At 42.4% G+C, this 18,418-nt stretch carries 24 protein-coding genes; 15 read left to right on the plus strand and 9 right to left on the minus strand.

Going from position 1 to position 18,418, the window contains the following annotated elements:
- Complete coding sequence (locus EDC51_RS08775; protein ID WP_170169285.1) at positions 1-423, minus strand: cyclophilin-like fold protein; 423 nt, start codon at positions 421-423, stop codon at positions 1-3.
- Between the two features lie 128 nt (positions 424-551).
- Positions 552-1,637 (minus strand): alpha/beta hydrolase, encoded by a 1,086-nt coding sequence (locus EDC51_RS08780; RefSeq protein WP_131928728.1) that lies wholly within the window; start codon positions 1,635-1,637, stop codon positions 552-554.
- A 128-nt stretch (positions 1,638-1,765) separates the two neighbouring features.
- Here EDC51_RS08780 and EDC51_RS08785 point away from each other — a divergent pair, with 128 nt between their 5' ends.
- Positions 1,766-2,647 carry a LysR family transcriptional regulator gene (locus EDC51_RS08785; RefSeq protein ID WP_131928729.1) on the plus strand — a complete coding sequence of 294 codons (882 nt, stop codon included), beginning with the start codon at positions 1,766-1,768 and terminating at the stop codon, positions 2,645-2,647.
- Between the two features lie 56 nt (positions 2,648-2,703).
- On the opposite strand, the gene EDC51_RS08790 is transcribed toward EDC51_RS08785, so the two are convergent.
- Together EDC51_RS08790 and EDC51_RS08795 are read right to left on the minus strand one after the other, a co-directional pair.
- Entirely contained in the window at positions 2,704-3,420 is a 717-nt protein-coding gene (locus tag EDC51_RS08790; RefSeq protein ID WP_131928730.1) for a putative quinol monooxygenase, read from the minus strand.
- Positions 3,421-3,424: 4 nt separating this feature from the next.
- Positions 3,425-4,174, minus strand: a complete 750-nt coding sequence (locus EDC51_RS08795) for an SDR family oxidoreductase (RefSeq protein ID WP_131928731.1) — start codon at positions 4,172-4,174, stop codon at positions 3,425-3,427.
- Positions 4,175-4,224: 50 nt separating this feature from the next.
- Between EDC51_RS08795 and EDC51_RS08800 the strand changes: the two genes are divergently transcribed.
- The 4 genes from EDC51_RS08800 (at position 4,225) to EDC51_RS08815 (ending at position 6,744) form a co-directional block, all read left to right on the plus strand.
- Entirely contained in the window at positions 4,225-4,437 is a 213-nt protein-coding gene (locus EDC51_RS08800) for a type 2 periplasmic-binding domain-containing protein (RefSeq protein WP_131928732.1), read from the plus strand.
- 103 nt (positions 4,438-4,540) lie between these two features.
- Positions 4,541-5,188 (plus strand): CDP-alcohol phosphatidyltransferase family protein, encoded by a 648-nt coding sequence (locus EDC51_RS08805; RefSeq protein ID WP_170169286.1) that lies wholly within the window; start codon positions 4,541-4,543, stop codon positions 5,186-5,188.
- 10 nt (positions 5,189-5,198) lie between these two features.
- Positions 5,199-5,816 (plus strand): lysophospholipid acyltransferase family protein, encoded by a 618-nt coding sequence (locus EDC51_RS08810; protein WP_170169288.1) that lies wholly within the window; start codon positions 5,199-5,201, stop codon positions 5,814-5,816.
- Positions 5,817-5,820: 4 nt separating this feature from the next.
- Positions 5,821-6,744, plus strand: coding sequence for a phosphatidate cytidylyltransferase (locus EDC51_RS08815; protein ID WP_131928735.1), 924 nt, complete (start codon positions 5,821-5,823; stop codon positions 6,742-6,744).
- 74 nt (positions 6,745-6,818) lie between these two features.
- Here EDC51_RS08815 and EDC51_RS08820 read toward each other — a convergent pair whose 3' ends face one another.
- On the minus strand, positions 6,819-7,376 hold the full coding sequence (locus tag EDC51_RS08820; protein WP_131928736.1) for an NAD(P)H-dependent oxidoreductase: 558 nt from the start codon (positions 7,374-7,376) through the stop codon (positions 6,819-6,821).
- Between the two features lie 127 nt (positions 7,377-7,503).
- On the opposite strand from EDC51_RS08820, the gene EDC51_RS08825 reads away from it, so the two are divergent.
- From EDC51_RS08825 to EDC51_RS08835, 3 genes are all read left to right on the plus strand, one after another.
- On the plus strand, positions 7,504-7,860 hold the full coding sequence (locus EDC51_RS08825; protein WP_025288762.1) for a winged helix-turn-helix transcriptional regulator: 357 nt from the start codon (positions 7,504-7,506) through the stop codon (positions 7,858-7,860).
- A 149-nt stretch (positions 7,861-8,009) separates the two neighbouring features.
- Positions 8,010-8,231 carry a type 2 periplasmic-binding domain-containing protein gene (locus tag EDC51_RS08830; RefSeq protein WP_131928737.1) on the plus strand — a complete coding sequence of 74 codons (222 nt, stop codon included), beginning with the start codon at positions 8,010-8,012 and terminating at the stop codon, positions 8,229-8,231.
- A gap of 67 nt (positions 8,232-8,298) precedes the next feature.
- On the plus strand, positions 8,299-8,532 hold the full coding sequence (locus tag EDC51_RS08835; protein ID WP_131928738.1) for a type 2 periplasmic-binding domain-containing protein: 234 nt from the start codon (positions 8,299-8,301) through the stop codon (positions 8,530-8,532).
- Here the strand turns inward: EDC51_RS08835 and EDC51_RS08840 are convergent.
- A complete protein-coding gene (locus EDC51_RS08840) occupies positions 8,521-8,937 on the minus strand; it encodes a MarR family winged helix-turn-helix transcriptional regulator (RefSeq protein WP_131928739.1) in 417 nt (138 codons plus the stop codon). The genes EDC51_RS08835 and EDC51_RS08840 overlap by 12 nt on opposite strands.
- 153 nt (positions 8,938-9,090) lie before the next feature.
- Here EDC51_RS08840 and EDC51_RS08845 point away from each other — a divergent pair, with 153 nt between their 5' ends.
- Entirely contained in the window at positions 9,091-10,623 is a 1,533-nt protein-coding gene (locus EDC51_RS08845) for a subtype B tannase (RefSeq protein ID WP_131928740.1), read from the plus strand.
- Between the two features lie 69 nt (positions 10,624-10,692).
- Here the strand turns inward: EDC51_RS08845 and gshAB are convergent, their stop codons facing one another.
- Positions 10,693-12,969, minus strand: coding sequence for a bifunctional glutamate--cysteine ligase GshA/glutathione synthetase GshB (gshAB, locus tag EDC51_RS08850; RefSeq protein ID WP_131928741.1), 2,277 nt, complete (start codon positions 12,967-12,969; stop codon positions 10,693-10,695).
- 258 nt (positions 12,970-13,227) lie between these two features.
- On the opposite strand from gshAB, the gene EDC51_RS08855 reads away from it, so the two are divergent.
- Positions 13,228-13,692, plus strand: coding sequence for a YgiW/YdeI family stress tolerance OB fold protein (locus EDC51_RS08855; protein WP_015431579.1), 465 nt, complete (start codon positions 13,228-13,230; stop codon positions 13,690-13,692).
- A gap of 53 nt (positions 13,693-13,745) precedes the next feature.
- On the opposite strand, the gene EDC51_RS08860 is transcribed toward EDC51_RS08855, so the two are convergent.
- Positions 13,746-13,970, minus strand: a complete 225-nt coding sequence (locus tag EDC51_RS08860; RefSeq protein WP_025267470.1) for a SlyX family protein — start codon at positions 13,968-13,970, stop codon at positions 13,746-13,748.
- A gap of 98 nt (positions 13,971-14,068) precedes the next feature.
- Here EDC51_RS08860 and EDC51_RS08865 point away from each other — a divergent pair, with 98 nt between their 5' ends.
- From EDC51_RS08865 to tusB, 5 genes are read left to right on the plus strand one after another with little or no spacing between them, the layout of a single operon-like run.
- A complete protein-coding gene (locus EDC51_RS08865) occupies positions 14,069-14,776 on the plus strand; it encodes an FKBP-type peptidyl-prolyl cis-trans isomerase (protein ID WP_015431581.1) in 708 nt (235 codons plus the stop codon).
- A gap of 50 nt (positions 14,777-14,826) precedes the next feature.
- Positions 14,827-15,495: a helix-turn-helix transcriptional regulator gene (locus EDC51_RS08870; protein ID WP_015431582.1), complete on the plus strand. Its 669-nt coding sequence runs from the start codon at positions 14,827-14,829 to the stop codon at positions 15,493-15,495.
- A complete protein-coding gene (gene tusD / locus EDC51_RS08875; RefSeq protein ID WP_131928742.1) occupies positions 15,495-15,848 on the plus strand; it encodes a sulfurtransferase complex subunit TusD in 354 nt (117 codons plus the stop codon). The genes EDC51_RS08870 and tusD overlap by 1 nt, the downstream gene beginning before the upstream one ends.
- Before the next feature lies 1 nt (position 15,849).
- Positions 15,850-16,218 carry a sulfurtransferase complex subunit TusC gene (tusC, locus tag EDC51_RS08880; protein WP_025267469.1) on the plus strand — a complete coding sequence of 123 codons (369 nt, stop codon included), beginning with the start codon at positions 15,850-15,852 and terminating at the stop codon, positions 16,216-16,218.
- Between the two features lie 8 nt (positions 16,219-16,226).
- Positions 16,227-16,493 carry a sulfurtransferase complex subunit TusB gene (tusB, locus tag EDC51_RS08885; protein ID WP_015431585.1) on the plus strand — a complete coding sequence of 89 codons (267 nt, stop codon included), beginning with the start codon at positions 16,227-16,229 and terminating at the stop codon, positions 16,491-16,493.
- Between the two features lie 75 nt (positions 16,494-16,568).
- Here tusB and selB read toward each other — a convergent pair whose 3' ends face one another.
- Positions 16,569-18,416, minus strand: a complete 1,848-nt coding sequence (selB, locus tag EDC51_RS08890; RefSeq protein ID WP_131928743.1) for a selenocysteine-specific translation elongation factor — start codon at positions 18,414-18,416, stop codon at positions 16,569-16,571.
- Positions 18,417-18,418: the final 2 nt, after the last annotated feature.

Consider the following 18,418-nt stretch of genomic DNA (forward strand, 5'->3'; position numbering starts at 1 on the left):
TTATTCCGCCGTAATCCGCACCTTTGCGTTATCCGGCAAGGCTTTTAATTCCGCTAGGCCTTGCGTGATTTTACCAACATAAATGAGCCCATTGGCATAACCGACGTGAGAGTTTTCGGTAAAGATGGCTAGATTTCCCCAAGGGGCGTAATAAGTGAGATCGCCTGCTTGCCCTGCGTAGCCTTTGGGGGAATTTTTGGTGGAAAGTTTCGGTAAATCGTAACCAATTTTCTCTACACCTGCATAATTTTCTAGGCGGATTTCTAACGGCAGAGTGCGGTAAAAATCCCTTGCGGTATCGTTATCGGCAAGGGTCGCTTTAATCACGCTATTCGGATTATCGGTTTGGATTAAAATGTTCATCGTTTGGTTTGCCCAAATAGGGGAAGAAAAGGCGAAAAGCCCCAATAATACTTTTTTCATATACACGCCAAGCGGTCATTTTTTTGCAAAATTTTACTCAAAAACGACCGCTTGTTTTAACGACAGTGATAATAGTAACGCACGCAGATCGCTTTTTGTATATTGGGATCAGCGGTGTTCAGTTGCGTTCAGTTCAATTTTGCTTTGAAAAAGGCTTCAAATTTGTCGTAAGGGATTTTACCCGCTTTGTCGTCGTAGAGATCAACGTGGGTGGCATTCGGTACAATATAAAGCTCTTTATCTTTGCTGCCTAATGCTTTAAACGCATCTTCGGAGAAATAACGGCTGTGCGCATTTTCGCCGTGCACGATTAACGCCGGAGTGCGTAGTTCGTCCGCCCGTTGTAAAATCGGCATATTGATGAACGAAGCCGTCATTACGGTTGACCACGCACTATTTGAATTTACCGAACGCGTATGGAAACCACGTTCTGTTTTATAATAGTCGGAATACTCTTTTACAAATTGCGGCGTATCCGCTGTAATTTGATCTTGTGGGGTAAGATGTTTGTCCGGTTCACCGACATCGGCGTAATCATGTTGAGCGGATACCCAGCGAGCGTTATTTACCGCCTTACGCATTTCCATTCTGGCGTTATTATCGACGCTGTCATTGTAGCCATTCGCCATTACACGTGTCATATCATACATGGTGCTGGTTGCCACCGCTTTAATGCGAGGATCAGCAATGGCGGCATTTAAAGCAAAACCGCCCCAACCGCAAATGCCTAAAATACCGATTTTTTCACGATCAACGTTTTCCAATATACCTAAGAAATCCACCGCTGCCGAAAAATCTTCGGTGTTAATTTCAGGTGAGGCGGTATTACGCGGCAAGCCTGAACTCTCGCCGGTGTAAGACGGGTCAAAGGCAACGGTAATAAAACCACGTTCAGCAAGGGTTTGTGCATATAAGCCTGAAATCTGCTCTTTTACCGCACCAAATGCGCCAGCAACGGCAATCGCAGGTAATTTGCCTGTCGCATTTTTCGGCATATACAGATCAGCGGCTAAGGTAATGCCAAAACGGTTTTTAAAAGTGACTTTACGGTGTTCCACTTTATCGGATTTTGGAAAGACTTTATCCCATTCTTGGGTGAGTTGAATCCTTTGTGCCGGGACTTCAATGACGGTTACAGATTGATTTGCCATAGCGATTCCTCCAAATACTGTTGAGCCTAAAATCAATGCGGTGGTCAATTTTTTTAATTTCATCTAAAACTCCTAAAAAAAGAAAATAAGTCACTATTTACGTGACACTTATTATAGAAGTTAAGAATAAAATGATAATACGCTGAAAAGTTGATAAACTATTAACCTATGGTTATTAATGAGAGGGTTTTATGCGAGAAAATTACAACGATTTATATACTTTCCTTACTGTAGCACAGGAAAAAAATTTTAGCCGTGCTGCAATGAAATTAGGAGTATCTCCGCCAGCATTAAGCAAAACCATTCGTTTGTTGGAAGAGCGTTTAGGTTTACAACTGTTTATACGGACGACAAGACAAGTCTCGCTCACTCACGCAGGAGAACAGCTTTTCCGCACTGCCGAACAGAGCTTTGCTAAACTCAATCACGAGCTTGAACTACTTGCCCATTACCGCAACGCACCGAGTGGCTTAGTACGGATTAACGCAGGATTGCAAGTAGTGGAGCAAATTTTAATCCCAAAACTGGCTCATTTTCGCCAACAATACCCTGATATTCTGCTAGAACTGATTTCAGAAAATCATTTTGTGGATATTATTGCAGAGGGCTTTGATGCGGGGGTACGATTAGGCAGCGATGTAGGCGAGGGAATGATTGCGGTAAAAATTAGCGATCCGATGAAAATGGTCTTAGTTGCTCGCCCTGATTATTTGGCTCAACACGGTTTTCCCAAAACATTAAGCGATTTAACCCAATATCAAGGCTTAGGCTATCGCCTCACTAATGGGCAATTATATGCGTGGGAATTTCAGCAAAATGGTGAAACCATCAAAATTACACCGCCTTGCCAATGGATTTTTAATGATGATTTTGCGATAAAAACAGCCACATTACAGGGACTAGGCATTGCTTATCTGCCTGAAATGTTAGTGGAAAATGAAGTAGCAAATGGCAGTTTAATCACGCTATTTTCAGAGCATTGCCAATCGTTACCTGCGCTATATCTTTACTATCCGCACCGCAATGTATCCCCAGCTTTGCGAGTAGTGATTGATTCGTTGAAAGTGACTTAAAACAAGCGGTCAACTTTTGCAAATTTTCTGCAAAACCAGACCGCTTGTGTTGTTTTTTACTTCGCTACAAACTGCATTCCGCCTTTGTTCATCAAAGTACCGCCTTGCAAGCGGATAAGCTTTTTCTCACTAACCATTTCAGAAGTGGCGGAAAGATAGTGTTGAAAATGCTCGCTGGCTCGATGGGCAGAATAGGCGTTTTCATCGGTGTAGATTTCAAAAAAACGCCATTCGTTCGGCTGATCTTTAAGGGTTACCGCATACATTGCTAACACGCCCTGCTCTTTGGCAAGAGATTGTTGCATTTCATCTAACACAATTGCTTTGAATTGATCGTTCCATTCTGGTTTCACTTGCACTTCGGCAAAATTCACTTTTAGCTGATGTTGGGTGAGGCGAAGGGGCTCTGCTTTTTCGGCTAAAAATTGTGGATCGGTCTCCACCACTTTTCGCCCAACAACAGCGGTTTTCGCTACCTCGACAAATTGCTTAAATTGCGGAGATTGAGCGTGAATTTGGTAAGCGGCTTCATCTTGATAGATTTCAAACACATAATTTAAATTCGGTTGTTCACTGTGTTTTAAGGCGTACATTGCCAGAGTGCCGTTTTCGGTTTCAATCGAGGTTGAAAGATTATGCACGCCCACCGCATCAAATGCCGCTTGCTGGCTCGGCTCGGTTGTTAATTCAAAATAACGCACCAAGGGGACAGAATGAGCGGAAAGTGTTGTTGTGAACATCATCATACTTAATATGAGTTTAGCTAATTTCATTTGATTACCACGCTTGTGTTGTTGGCCCGATAGTAAATTCGCTGATATTAGTATCTGCTGGCTGAGCAAGTGCAAATGCCACGACATTCGCCACACGCTCAGCAGGAATTTCATAAGCATCATACAGCTGGCGATAACCCTGTGAGGTTGTTTCATCGGTAATGCCAGCGACTAATTCCGATTGCACTGCCGCTGGGTAAATGGTTGCAGTGCGAATGTTGGTGCCTGCTTGTGCTGATTCCATTCGTAAGGCTTCCATAATCGCTTTCACCGCCCATTTTGTGCCGCAATAGACCGCCGCCCCCGGATAGACTTTTAAGCCAGCTACACTGGATACGGTGAGAATATGCCCTGATTTTTGCTCGTTGAAGGTAGGCAACACCGCTGCAATGCCGTTTAACACGCCTTTGATATTAACATCAATCATCTTGTTCCAATTGTCAGTTTCCAGTACCGCAAGCGGTGAACTTGGCATCAGTCCGGCATTTAAGAAAATCGCATCGACTTTACCAAAGGTATTTTTTGCCAATGTAACTAAGGCTTCATTATCGGCAGGCTGAGTAACATCGGTAACTTGATACACCGCTTCACCGCCTTTGGCTTGAATGTTCGCCACAATCGCTTTTAATTTTGCTTCACGACGAGCAGCAAGCACCAATTTTGCCCCGTTTTCAGCCAGTTTGTAGGCGATAGCTTCTCCAATACCAGAGGATGCACCGGTGATAATCACGACTTTGTTTTGAATGTTTTGCATAATGAATTCTCCTATAAAAATTACCCATTATTATAATGAACGAATTTGAAATGATAAGAAGCATACGTTCTGGGCTAGGGGTTGGGCGGATATTTACGCCCATCTACCAACAACTCCCTGATCGTGAGCAATTGATTCCCATATTACAAGATTATTGGAAAGTATATCCTGCGGTGTACCTCTATTATCCGCAACACAGCCAAAAAGCTAAGCGGATTCAGGTATTAATCGCCTTTTTAATCCAGCAATTAAATGGCAAATAATCCTACGAAAAATATCTATTTTACAAGCGGTCATTTTTTGCTGAAATTTTGCAAATTTTTGCTAGAATCAAATCGCTTGTTAAATTTTAATCAAGGAAAAATGATGTCAGAAAATGTTGAAAAAACCGTTGAAAACCGCCGCCCACTTAGCTCTCGTGATAATCCATTATTATCCCGTTTTGCTACTTGGTTGGCGAAACGCGCATTCCCGACCCCAAACCAAATTTCCTGCTTGAGTATGGTGTTTGCCTTATTGGGTGCTGTCGTATTATTTTTCAGTCAATCTATTTTTGCACTCGTTTTTTGTGCCGTAATGGTGCAACTTCGCCTATTGTGTAATTTATTTGATGGTATGGTGGCAGTGGAAGGCGGAAAGAAAACCGCTAACGGTGCCATTTTTAATGAGTTTCCTGACCGTGTGGCGGACAGTCTGTTTTTAATCGCATTAGGTTATGCCACACCTTTTCCATGGTTAGGTTGGCTGGCTGCATTGCTTGCCGCTTTAACGGCTTACATTCGGGTATTTGGCGGCAGTGTAGGCTTGCCTCAGCGTTTTCAAGGACCGATGGCAAAGCAACAACGAATGGCAACCCTCACCATAGGCTGTCTGCTCACAGCAGTAGAAAGCATTTTTAATTCAACGACTTATCTACTTTCTGCGACCTTAATTGTAATGACTGTCGGCACCGCATACACTTGCTATGTTCGCACAATGGCAATTTCTACCGAACTGAACCGCTTGGAGCAATAAAATGAAAATCCTGCTTGCAAAATTTATTGACCATATCATCTGTTTTTTCACGGCTTTTATTACTGGCGTTCGCCCACAACTGTTGCCAGAAAACCCAATGCCAACCGTCTATTATGCGAATCACCACAGCCACGGCGATTTCATTTTAGTCTGGATTTCACTGCCGCAGAATTTACGTCTGTGTACCCGACCAGTTGCAGGGGCGGATTATTGGCAGCAAGGGCGAATCCGCCGTTTTATCGCAAATTCGGTGTTTAATGTCCTTTTGGTGGATCGTAACAGCGAGAATCCACAGCAGGCGATTGAAACAATGAGCAATGCCATTCGCAAAGGTGAAAATCTGATTATTTTCCCGGAAGGCACTCGAAATTTAGGCGAAGAGCCTTTGCAACCGTTTAAAAGTGGTATTTATCATCTTGCCAAGCAACAGCCAAACATTCAATTTGTGCCGGTTTGGATTGATAATATGAAACAAGTTCTACCCAAAGGGGCAATTTTACCGATACCACTAATGTGCCAAGCTCGCTTTGGCAATCCGATTTCACTACAAGATGGGGAAGAAAAAGCCGATTTTATCGAGCGCTCACGCCAAGCCTTACTTGCCCTTTCCCCGCTGAATAAGGAGTAATCAGATGACGATTAACACGATTTTCCTGACCTTTTTCGCTGTTTTACTGCTAGCTTCAGCTATCGGTTTTGTACTTAAACAGAAAAAAGGCAATACCAGCACTATTGAAAATTTAAATGCCCGTATTTATGCGTGGTGGATTATGCTGTTTGTGTTAGTTTTCGCTTTTGCATTTGGGCAAAATGGCACGATTTTACTCTTCTTCCTGATTTCATTTGCCGGCTTGCGTGAGTTTATGACCCTTGTCTATCAAGACAGACACGACTATTACGCACTGGTTGTCTGTTTTTATCTGTTGCTACCGCTGCAATACTATTTTGTGTGGACAGAATGGTATGGTATGTTCTCGATTTTTATCCCTGTTTACGGCTTTTTACTATTGCCTATCGTCGGCAGTCTCACTGGCAAAACCGAGCATTTTTTAGGGCGTTCGGCAAAAATCCAATGGGCAGCGATGATCAGCATTTTCTGTATTTCTCACGTTCCTGCATTATTGACCTTAGAGGTAAAAGGCTTAGAAAAGGCACAAAATATTCAGCTATTGATCTTTCTGATTGCAATTGTGCAATTAAGCGATGTGTTGCAATACATTTGGGGCAAATTAATTGGCAAACGCAAAATTATGCCGAGCCTATCGCCGTCTAAAACCGTTGCTGGCACCGTAGGAGGGATTTTAACGGCAACGTTAATTGCGATGTTACTGACTCCTATTACACCATTTTCTACCTTAGAGGCTGGTGTGATTGGCTTTGTGATTTGTTTAATGGGCTTTTTCGGTGGCTTAGTGATGTCGGCAATCAAACGTGATTACGGGGTAAAAGATTGGGGGAGAATGATTAAAGGTCATGGCGGAATGTTAGACCGTGTAGATTCTATCTGCTTCTCAGCCCCCGTGTTCTTCCATATTGTTCGCTACTATTGGGCGTAACTGAGATTTGGCACGATGCATTAATTAAAAAGCTGTTTTAGATCACTAAAACAGCTTTAAATTAATCTAAACGATTACAAACTTGCTAATTTTGCCACCATACGTTCGGCGTGTGCTTGTGCTTTGGTTTGCACATTTGCTAAATCCGCATCACTATGCACACCGGGAATATAAAGCTGAGCAAATGTCGCTTCTACGCCTGCCCATTCAAAGCCTGTGTAGGTTGCAGAGCTTTTTAGTGGTTTAACGAGATCTTCAATGTTCCCCATCACCGCATCGGTATAAACTTCCGCAACACCGCCAGTCGTTAATGAAACCAGTAATTTTTTACCCTGTAATTTATTACCGCCTTCACCATAAGCAAAGCCATACGTCCAAACATCATCAAGCCATTTTTTCAAAATCGCTGGTACGTTGTACCAAAAGAGTGGAAATTGGAATACCACCACATCAGCTTCTACCAACGCTTGCTGTTCAGCTGCAACGTCAATGTTGAAATCAGGATAAAGTTCAGTTAAACGGCGAACACTAACTTGTGAACCGAGTTTTTCTTCTAACGTGTTAAGAATTAAACGGTTGCTGGTAGATTGATTTAAATCTTGGTGAGCGGAAATAACGAGAACACGAGACATAAAATTTTCCTTTAAAGTAGAGTTATAAAAACGGAACGCAGTATAATCTGTTTACTTACTTTTTGTAAGTACTTACAAAAAGGTAAGCCGAAACCGTATGCTAATCATTTTATTTAAAGGAGACACTATGCATTTCCCTTTTGAAAAAGGACAGGTTCTTGCCAAAGATTGCCCCAGCCGTTTGATTTTAAATCACCTAACCAGCCGTTGGGGATCGCTTGTAATGATTGTATTAAGACAAGGGACAAAACGCTTTTCTGAAATTCGCCGAGAAATTGATGGGGTGAGTGAAAAAATGTTAGCGGAAACCCTTAAACAGTTAGAACAAGACGGTATGATTGTCCGCCATGCTTTTGATACCGTACCGCCCCATGTGGAATATCACTTAACAGAATATGGTGAACAAGCCGCCGAAAAAATTTATGGTTTAGTAGATTGGCTAGAAAATAATGTCAAAGCAATTTTGGCACAAAAACAAGCATAAATTTGCTTCTTTGAGAGCAAAAAAGACCGCTTGAGAACACTAAACAAGCGGTCAATTTGTGGGAGATTTTTGCAAAATCAGGCAATGTCTAACATCAATTTATCTACAATTATGTTATTTGATTTTTTACCACTTCTATCACTCGTAAAATGGCGCTGACAGAGGCTGGGCAACGCTTGTTAGGGAGTACTAAACATCTCGTCCAATCATTAAAATATGCGATAGAAAGCGCGCAAGACTTGGGTGAAATGCCAACTGGCACGGTGCGGATTGCCCTTTCCCGTTTCCAACAGATTTTAAAACCGTATTTCGCTGAATTCTGCCGTCTCTATCCATATGTTCAGCTGGAAATTTCCATTTATGATGGCTAACCGTATTTTGCCTTTTAATGCTCAATCAAAATGAACAAGAATTGATGGTGGAAATGGAGAGTAGGTTGTGGTCGCCAACGATATTGACGTAATGGCAGATGGGGTTCGCGCCGGCTTAGGTATTGGCAAAATTTTTACCCCAATCCACCGCTTATTGCCGGATAGCGATCAGTTTATTCCTGTGTTGCAAGATTATTGGAAATACTATCCTGCGGTCTATCTTTACTATCTACAACACAGTAATAAAGCCAAGCGGATTCAAGTGTTGATTGCCTTTCTAAGCCAGAAATTAGCGGTGTAGTTTCGCAACAATTTTATGTAGTGTCGCAGCTTCTTCTTCACTTAAATTGAGCATGTTTGCCATCTGTGCAGGCACTTGGGCAGCTTGTGCTTCAAGGGCTTTACCTTGCTCTGTTAAACGAATAATCACACTACGCTCATCTGTTTGGCTGCGGGTACGCTCTACCAGCCCTTTTGTCTGTAAGCGCTTGAGTAACGGTGTAAGTGTACCGCTATCTAAATAGAGGCGAGCCCCAATTTGATTAACGCTGATGGCATCATTTTCCCACAATACGAGCATGGCTAAATATTGTGGGTAGGTGAGATCCAATTTATCCAGAAAAGGGGTGTAGCAGCGAGTGATCTCTTTTGACACTGCATACAGTGGAAAACAGAGTTGGTTAGAAAGTTTGAGTTGTTCGTACATTGATGATCTCCTAAAAAACGCGTAGTATAAAATAGTTGTGCGCTATTTAATAGTGACAAGCGATTGATTTCCAGAAAAATTTGCTTAATTTAGTACGGTAGCTGAAACATCAGCATAGCTTTATTTAAGATTCAAAGGCAACATGGAGTAACTATGAGACTGTCTAAATTCATCACCACTTTTACCGTGGCAAGCCTATCTACGGCACTATTCGCTGCGCCGCCTGCCAAACGAAATCCACTTGCCGATTTGCCGTTTGCCAATCAAACCGAACAAGGCTTTTCATTAACTTTTGAACCGCATAAATTTGTTGCCAAAACAGCAGAATTAAATGGCGAAAGCCTGCCGTTTCGTGCGGTAGAAAAGATTGTTTATGTGAAAAATCCGATAGAAGCGGAATATCAAACCTTGAATTTCTATGTGCCGGAAGCCTATTTTAAAGGGGAAGAGATCAACGGCTACACCGCAGAAACCGCACCAATTTTTTTGCCTAACGCAGTTGGTGGCTATATGCCAGCATTAGCGGCAACAGCAGACCAAGGTGGCATGCGTGGCAGAGCCAGCACGATTTTACAAGCGTTAAAACAAGGCTATGTGGTTGCCTCGGTTGGTGCAAGAGGCAGAACGCTAGGCAGGGAAGGAAATTATACAGGCAAAGCGCCTGCGGTAATTTTAGATTTAAAAGCCGCCGTGCGTTATCTGCGTGCCAATGATGCGTTAATGGCGGGCGATGCCAATAAAATTATCTCAAATGGCACTAGTGCCGGTGGCGCGATGTCGGCATTGCTGGCAGCAAGTGGCGATCACAGCGATTATGCCGATTTGCTGAAAACGCTGGGGGCAGCAGAAGCCAGCGATGCGATTTTTGCCGCTTCGGTGTATTGCCCGATTACCGATTTAGAACACGCCGATATGGCCTATGAATGGCAATTTAACAAATTACACGATTATGAGCGCAAAGATATGTCTCGAATGGATGCCCAAGCCTATAACGACCGCACCATTGCCCAACCGATGCTGAGTGGTACTTTAAATGCGCAAGAAATCACAATATCCGACCGCTTGAAAGCGGCTTATCCGGCTTATTTAAACAGCCTCAATCTGCAAGACAGCCACGGTAAACCGCTGACGCTTGATGATGAGGGTAACGGCAGTTTTAAAGATTTCATTGTGGAGCGTTTGATTGCCTCTGCCAATAAAGCCATCAGCGAAGGGCAAGATTTATCACAACTGGGCTGGCTGAAAATCGAAAACGGCAAGGTTATCGGGCTGGATTTTGAAGGCTTTGTTGCACAGAAAAAACGCATGAAATCGCCACCGGCGTTTGATGCCTTGGATTTAAGCAGTGGTGAAAATAATTTCTTCGGCGATCAAACAACCAATAACAAACATTTCACGCCATTTGGCTTGGCACACAGCCAAGTAAAAGGCGCAATGGCGGATCCACAAACCGTGAAATTGGTGAACGCAATGAACTATACCGACAACCATCACGCCGCCCAACATTGGCGGATCCGTGTCGGGTCGGCAGATTATGACACCTCTCACGCCATTTCTGCGGCATTAACCGCCAAACTGAGAATGAGCGGGAAAACGGTAGATTATGCGCTGCCGTGGGATGTACCCCATTCGGGCGACTATGATTTAGATGAATTGTTCCAATGGATTGATAGCATTGCTAAGTAAGTAGGTAAAAAGCAAGCGGGCAAATTTGCACTTATTTCTGCAAAATTGCCCGCTTGTTATCTAGAAAATTTAGTGGTGTCGTTCTGGAAACAGCATCTTAATGACATTTTGAGTCAAACGGCGTGATTTTCCTTGATAAGGGAAAATATGCATCATCATCATTGGATTAAAGTTAGCCTCAATTACACCCCACGAACGCAATGATGGCTCGGCAGCTTGGTTGAGATCTGGAATGATTAAATCCACGCCACACACTTTTGCGCCCATTGCGTGGGCAATGCCGACCGCGATTTGTTTATAGCTATCGTGCATTGCATCGGTCATATCAATCGAATCGCCCCCTGTGCTGATATTCGAGTTTGCTCGTAGCTGCACGTTTTGCCCTTTGGCTGGAATGTTATCTACCGTCAAGCCTTGTTCTTTCAGTTGTAGCTGTTCAATTTCGCCCAGTGCGATTTTTTTCAACGGCGAACGGCTGCCATCACCACGCAATGGATCGGCATTTTTCATTTCAACTAACTCTCGCACCGTATGCACACCATCGCCCACCACATTTGCAGGCACTCGCAACAACACAGCAAGGGTTTCATCGCCTAGTACAAAGAAGCGGTATTCCGTGCCAACTAAATAATCTTCTACCATCACTTCTTTATCTTCTCTAAATGCAATTTCAATCGCCTTAGCAAAGTCGTCACGATTATTCACGCCTTGTTGGAAGATAGTAATCCCTAAACCATAGTTGGTGCTTTTGGGTTTGATTACCACGGCTTTACCTTCAAACAGTGGGTAATGTGCAACAGCAGTTGCGACATCGGTAAATTCCACACTTTTTGGCACGTTAAAACCTGCTTTGGCGAGCACTTTTTTGGTGACCACTTTGTTTTCCATAATCAATGGCGAAATGTATTGATCGTGGGAAGTCATATTGCCGTTTTTAACGTATTCCAGATGATCACCAAATTTCAGTGCGAGGAATTGGTCGTTTTCGTCTAATAGCTCAACCGAAATGCCTTGTTGAATCAAATCAAATAGGAGTGCTTGGGTAGAAAGCTCCATATTGTCAAAAGCAGAAAGGGCATAGAAACGTTCAAAGGCTTGGGCTTTATAATGTTGTGCTAATTTTGCAGAAAATTGCTGATAACCGCCCGCTTGTTGAAGCGCATTGACAAAGCGTCCGCCAAGCGTTTGGCTTGGCTCATAAAATTGAGCAATTTTGTCTTGAACGGTTGTGATTTTGCTTTCATCTGCACCGATCTCTTGTAACATGGCAATCATTTCTTGCAGAATAGAGAGACCTTCATCTTGGTATTTTGTGATGGAAAGCGGATCTTCCATAGCGACTTCAAAGAGACGTTCTCGTCCTAAATCCACACCTGCTTGGCTGTTGGTTTCCGTTTTCCAAAGCATTAACAGCAAGAAACTATGGATAAATTCGGCATCTTCTAGAGTAATGCCATAAGGCGCAAAGGGATTGAGATCAAACAGGCGGAATTCGCAATACTGAATCCCTTTATCCAATAATTCACGCACTTTTTGGGATCCACGTAAACGGACATTGGAGTAATACTCTTTTTCGGCAATCAAGTCGCCATTTGCCACGAATTTTTCCAAACTTTCCACATAATCACGCAAACTGTTGTGATTGATTTTGATATGTTCGGCATTCACATAACCATATTGGCTAGAACGTAGCGAACGTACAAATCTGCCCTCTGCAAGCGGTGAATTTTCACCAAAATAGTGCGATTCTACAGTGTTGCTGGCGGAAAGCAGGTAAACTAACACCCACTGATAACGTAGGAAATTGTTAGCAAGTTTCATATACACAGCGGACTGAAAAGCGTGTTTTTCGCTGTATTCATTCTGCATTGCAAACAGTTTGTCAATCAAATCAGGGCTGATTTGGAAATTGTAATGAATACCGCTGACCATCTGTTTATATTTGCCATAAGAGCGTACTAAATGCTCGCGATAGGCAACATCATTAGGGTTATCTAATTGTGCCACTTTAATTTGATCTTCCGGCGGTAAACCGCTCGGCATACTGATTGGTAAAAGATATTCATCTTCGGGGAGCGAGCGTAATACGACTTCGTGAATAGCAGAGAGCCAGCGTAGTGTATCTTTCAGTTTCGTGTTCGGGGGGGTGATTAATTCTAATTGGCTTTCAGCGAAGTCGGTTTGAATGTAAGGATGATAGGAACGATTACCAAAAACAGCAGGGTGAGGGGTAGTAACAATATTGCCTTTAGCATCAATCCGTTGGCTCTCTTTTTCTAAACCGAAGTTGCCTTGTTGGAAGAACAATTGTAGTTGGTGTTGAAGAATGAGGTTGCGAAGATTCATACAATTCTTTCCTGATAAATAATCAATTAGACGAATAAATGTTCTTAGTCTAACAAAATATAAACAGGGTTTGCTAGAGTGAGTGATTATTTTGAATGCTCAAGCTTTAAGCGATATTTGGTTTGTGACAGGGAAAATCGTTGCCCTTAAGATTTCCTTAATAAATTCATGGTTGAATATAGGCTAACAAGGGCGGCGGTTCTTGTTAATTTAAAGATCTTATTTTTACTATTATAATTTAATCAGGGAAGCTTATTTATGAAAAAATTAATCACGTTATCTACTTTACTGGTAGTTTCATCTTTTGCTGTAGCGCAAGGGGGATTTGAAGACCCGAATGATGCACGTACCTATAAGGCGAACGAGCAAGAGCGCGCAGAAATGAAAAGAGAAAAATTGCGTAAGCATGGTAAACAGGATGGCAAATATGGTGATAAAAAAGGCATCGGATTTTTCGATGAAAATAATGCTGTGAAAAGTGTCAAAGATCTTCCTGCAGCTAAGGATAAATCTTTTGTGTTGCTTGAAGGCAATATCACCAAACGTGTGGGCAAAAAGGACTTTATTTTCAAAGATGCAACTGGCGAAGTGGAAATTGAAGTAAGCCGTCGTGCGTGGCAAGGTCAAACGATTACTCCAACAGATCGCATTCAAATTCGTGGTGTGTTAGATAAAGAGTGGGATAAGACCGAAGTAGAGGTAATGGAGATTATCAAAAAATAATCTTCTTCGTGATGGGCGAGGTAAAGCAGTGCGAAAGCACTGCTTTTTTCGTATTAATAGTGGGGTGGGGGAGTCTCTTCTGAACGGCTGGCAACATTGCTCGAGGAGAGCCCTTGTAGCTTTTCAGCGAGATTGCGTACTTGTAATTGAAGTTTATCTAAAGCAAATTGTTGATGAATAAGCGCTTGATTTAATTCTTCAATCGTTTGTTCCTGAAAGGCAACTTTTGTTTCTAGTTCGATCAAATATTGCTGAAGTTTGGTGTTATTTGAAGACATTTTACGCAAAATGGGTTGTTTTAAACAGAAATACACTTTACCCTATTGCCCTTCGATTACAAACTGATTTTTATTTTAATTTAAATTAAGGAAATACAATGTTGAAAAAACAATTAGCTATTTTGGTTGCGGGTGTCGTGGCCGCAACATCTGCATTTGCAGACAAACAGGATCCTAAATTTGTCGATGATTCCTCTTATGCTGTCGGCGTGCTGATGGGGAAAAACCTTGAAGGTATCATTGACTCACAAAAAGCGTTTTTCTCATACAATGAAGATCGTATTGTTGCTGGGGTGCAAGATACACTCAAAAAAACAGGCAAACTCACTGATGAAGATTTGCAAAAGCAGCTAAAAGCACTCGATGATTATCTTTCCGCACAAGAGAGCAAATTACAAGCGGAAAAAAATAAAGAAACCATCGAAGCGGGTAATAAATTTCGCGCAGAATATGAAAAACAGTCTGGTGTGAAGAAAACAGCATCGGGCTTGCTCTATAAAATTGAAAAAGCCGGTGAAGGTGATTCCCCGAAAGCGGAAGATACCGTGAAAGTTCACTACAAAGGCACGCTTACCGATGGTTCGGTATTTGATAGCTCCTACGACCGTGGTGAGCCGATTGAGTTCCAATTAAGCCAGCTAATCCCTGCATGGGTAGAGGCGATTCCTATGCTGAAAAAAGGTGGTAAAATGGAAATCGTTGCTGCACCTGAGCTTGCTTATGGTGATCGCCAAGCAGGCAGAATTCCGGCGAGTTCTACCTTAAAATTTGAAGTGGAATTACTTGATTTCACGCCAGCAAAATAATCTAAAATAATATTCAATAGGCGAGGTCACTCGCCTTTTTACATTGACTTATGAATCAAATTTTTACCCCGCTTTCTGACGAAGATCATGCTATTCTTGCTTCTTATTTTCCTGTGGTAGATGGCATCGCAACCTTAATTGGTACACACTGTGAAATTGTCTTGCATTCATTAGAATATCTAGAAAATTCAGCGATCTATATTGCTAATGGGCATAACACAGGGCGAACGATTGGTTCACCGATTACTGAGCGAGCTTTGCAATCGCTCCGGCATATGCAGACCGACAGTGTTTCCAAGCCTTACTTTACTAAAGCGAAAGGCGGTGTACTGATGAAATCTGTCAGTATTGCTATTCGTAACCGTAAGCAGCATGTGATAGGCTTATTGTGTATCAATATGAATCTAGATGTGCCCGTTTCGCAATTCTTAAGTACCTTCATTGCACCCGATGAGGGCGAACAAGCGGTGGAAAATGGGGTAAATTTTGCCAGCTCACTAGATGATTTGGTGGTGCAGAGTATTGATAGCACTATTGCAGAAGTACGTAATGATCAGCGAATTGCCAATAACAGTAAAAACCGCCAAATTATCATTGCGCTCTATGAGAAAGGTATTTTTGAGATTAAAGATGCCATTCATCAAGTCGCCAAACGGTTGGGAATTTCTCGACATACCATCTATCTCTATATTCGCCAACTTAAGCAGGAAACAGAATAATGCATTATGTTTTAGCGATTAAATCGCCTGTTTATGGCGGGCAAGGGGCTTATCTCGCTTACCAGTTTGCCAACGCATTACTGGCTAAACAGCACCAAATTAGCCAAATTTTCTTTTTTCAAAACGGGGTTAGTAACGGCAATAGCTTGGTTGAACCAGCCAGTGATGAGCTCAATTTAGTGCAGGCATGGCAGCAATTTTCACAACAGCATAATGTGCCGTTACACTTGTGTATTGCCGCCAGCCAGCGGCGGGGGATTTCGGCGGAAAATTTAGCAGAAGGCTTTGTGTTGGCTGGATTAGGTGAATTTAGCAAAGCCGTGCTAGAAGCGGATAGAGTAATGAGTTTTTAACATGAGATACAAACTAGCCGTATTATTCACACAACCTCCATTTGGCAGTGCAACCAGTCGAGAAGGACTCGATGCCGTGTTAGCTGCATCAGCTTTTTGTGACGAAGATGAAATAGCAATCTGCTTTTTGTTCGATGGCGTTTTCAACCTGCTGAAAAAGCAGCAACCAGAGCAGATTTTGCAAAAAGATCACATTGCCACATTTAAATTGCTGGAACTGTATGAATTAAGCGAATGCTTTATTTGCCAACAATCTGTTACCGAACGTGGATTAGATAACGCAGAGTGGATTTTACAAGACGTGCAGTTTGTGGCACGAGAGCACATTTTTGCTTGCTTACGCAATGCCGAGAAAGTTTTGACGTTTTAAGGATAGTTATGCTTTATACCATAAGCCGTGCCGATTACGACTCAAATCAACTTCAAGCTATTATTTCGCAATTTACCGAAAATGATGCCATTGTGCTTTGGCAAGATGGCGTTCTGCAAGCGGTGAAAAATCCGCAATTTTTTGCAAATTGCGCGAATGTGTTTGTATTAGAAACCGATTTGCAAGCAAGAGGATTAACAACATCGTTGCCAGTGATTTCTTTCGCGGCATTGGTTGAAATCAGCGAACATTTCTACCCGCAAATTGCATTATAAAAATCAATACCATGAGCTGACTTTACTTGCTTCTTCCCCGCAAGGGGGAAGAAAATGAGCCTAACGATTCAAGAATTAATATCCTTGCCCATCTCTGAGCAAATGTACATTTCCTTTGCGGCGTAAAAAACCGACTCGGTCAAAATATTCAATTAATTGTACGGTCACTTTACGACCATAGCCAATTTCATCTCGTAGCTGGTTTACAGAAATTTCACCATTTTGTTGAATAATGCTTTTGATCAGTTGGGCAAAATTGCTGATCTGCTCAAAGGTTAAAAAACGGTCTTTCACAATCGGCACTAAATAACCAAGTTTGCCTGCTTTATAGAGTAAATTTCGCATTTCACCCTCATCTGTAGCTAATTCGCTCGCAATATCCCGCACCCAAAGCGCTTGCGTAGTCCGCTGGAAAATGGGCAAAACTTGTTGCCAAATTGCGATTTCCTCGGCAGAAAACGCAATTTTATGTTCAGGCAAATGGATCCAGCCGCGGCTTTGAGCCAGTTTACCCTGTTCAACCAATTCATCTATAAAGTGATAGACCAGATTTTCTGGCTGAGCCAGTGCTGCTATACGGTAAAGACGGGCTTTGGTCACACCTACTTGATCATTATGTTGAGCATGATAATTGGCTAATTTTTCAAGAATAGTTTGTTGTAATTGTTGTTTAAAAACGGGGCTAAAAAGCCATTTTTGCCCTAAGTTTTCGCCAAATCGCAGCAAATTACTGATAAATTGCTGCTCCGCCCACGCTAAAAATGACAGTTCCACTGCTTTTGTTTCAAGGTCATATGAAATTTTGTTTGCAAGCGGTTGGTTTTGACTGATTTTTTGCAAAAATGCTAAACGAGTTTCGCTGCGTTTATGGCGTTTGGGCGAATGGATTTCGATTACACTTGCTCCCGCAAGCGTTTGGCTGTCATCACCGTTACGGATGATGAGTTTATCACCATTGGCAATATGCAATGGCTGATCAAGAATAATTTCGGCAAGTAAATTGGCAGAATTTTGTGCAAAATCACCCGCTTGTTTATTGAGTAAATTCAATTTTGCGGTGATATGGCTAGCAAAATGGTATAGGTGTACAACGCTATTTTCGGGCAATTCTTGTTCGCTATGTAGCTGTACGCTAATGCGATCGGTCGCAAAATTTGGTTCAAGCTCGGTCAGCCAATCGCCTCGTGCCAGCTCAGTTTTTTCGATGTTTGCTAAATTTAAGGCAAGCCGTTGTCCAGCAAGCCCTTGCTGGCTTTCACTATTTTGAGCGTGAATATTTTTTACGCGCACACGTTTGCCGTTAGAAAGATATAATTCCGTTCCTACTTGCACTTTGCCCGCTACTGCTGTACCGGTGACGACTAAGCCTGCCCCTTTAATATTGAAGACTCGATCAATGGCATAACGGAAGGGTTTTTCTAGATGAGAACTTAAGTGATTGAGTGAGACAAGGTGCTGTTTGAGATTCGCAATACCTTCGCCAGTGTGCGCTGAGGTAACAAAAAAAGCGGCTTGATTTAAAAACGGATAACGCTGTTTTAGCTCGCTTTGCAAGTTTGAAATTTGCTCTGCATTTGCACGATCAGCTTTGGTTAGCACCACGATGATTTGGCTAAAATTGAGCAGCTTGAGGATGTTAAGATGTTCATCTGTTTGCGGTTTAATGCCTTCATCTGCTGCCACAACCAGCATAGCATGTTGCAAGCCACCTAAGCCGGCTAACATATTCGACAAGAATTTTTGATGCCCTGGTACATCAATAAACCCTAAAATATCGCCTTCAATCGGCAGATAGGCATAGCCCAAATCAATGGTGAGTCCGCGTTTTTTCTCTTCGGGTAAATGGGCGGTATGTGTGCCTGTTAATGCTTGTAATAATGTGGTTTTGCCGTGATCGACATGGCCTGCGGTGCAGATGATCATGA

It is taken from the genome of Bibersteinia trehalosi (assembly GCF_004346205.1).
Taxonomy (GTDB): Bacteria; Pseudomonadota; Gammaproteobacteria; order Enterobacterales; family Pasteurellaceae; genus Bibersteinia; species Bibersteinia trehalosi.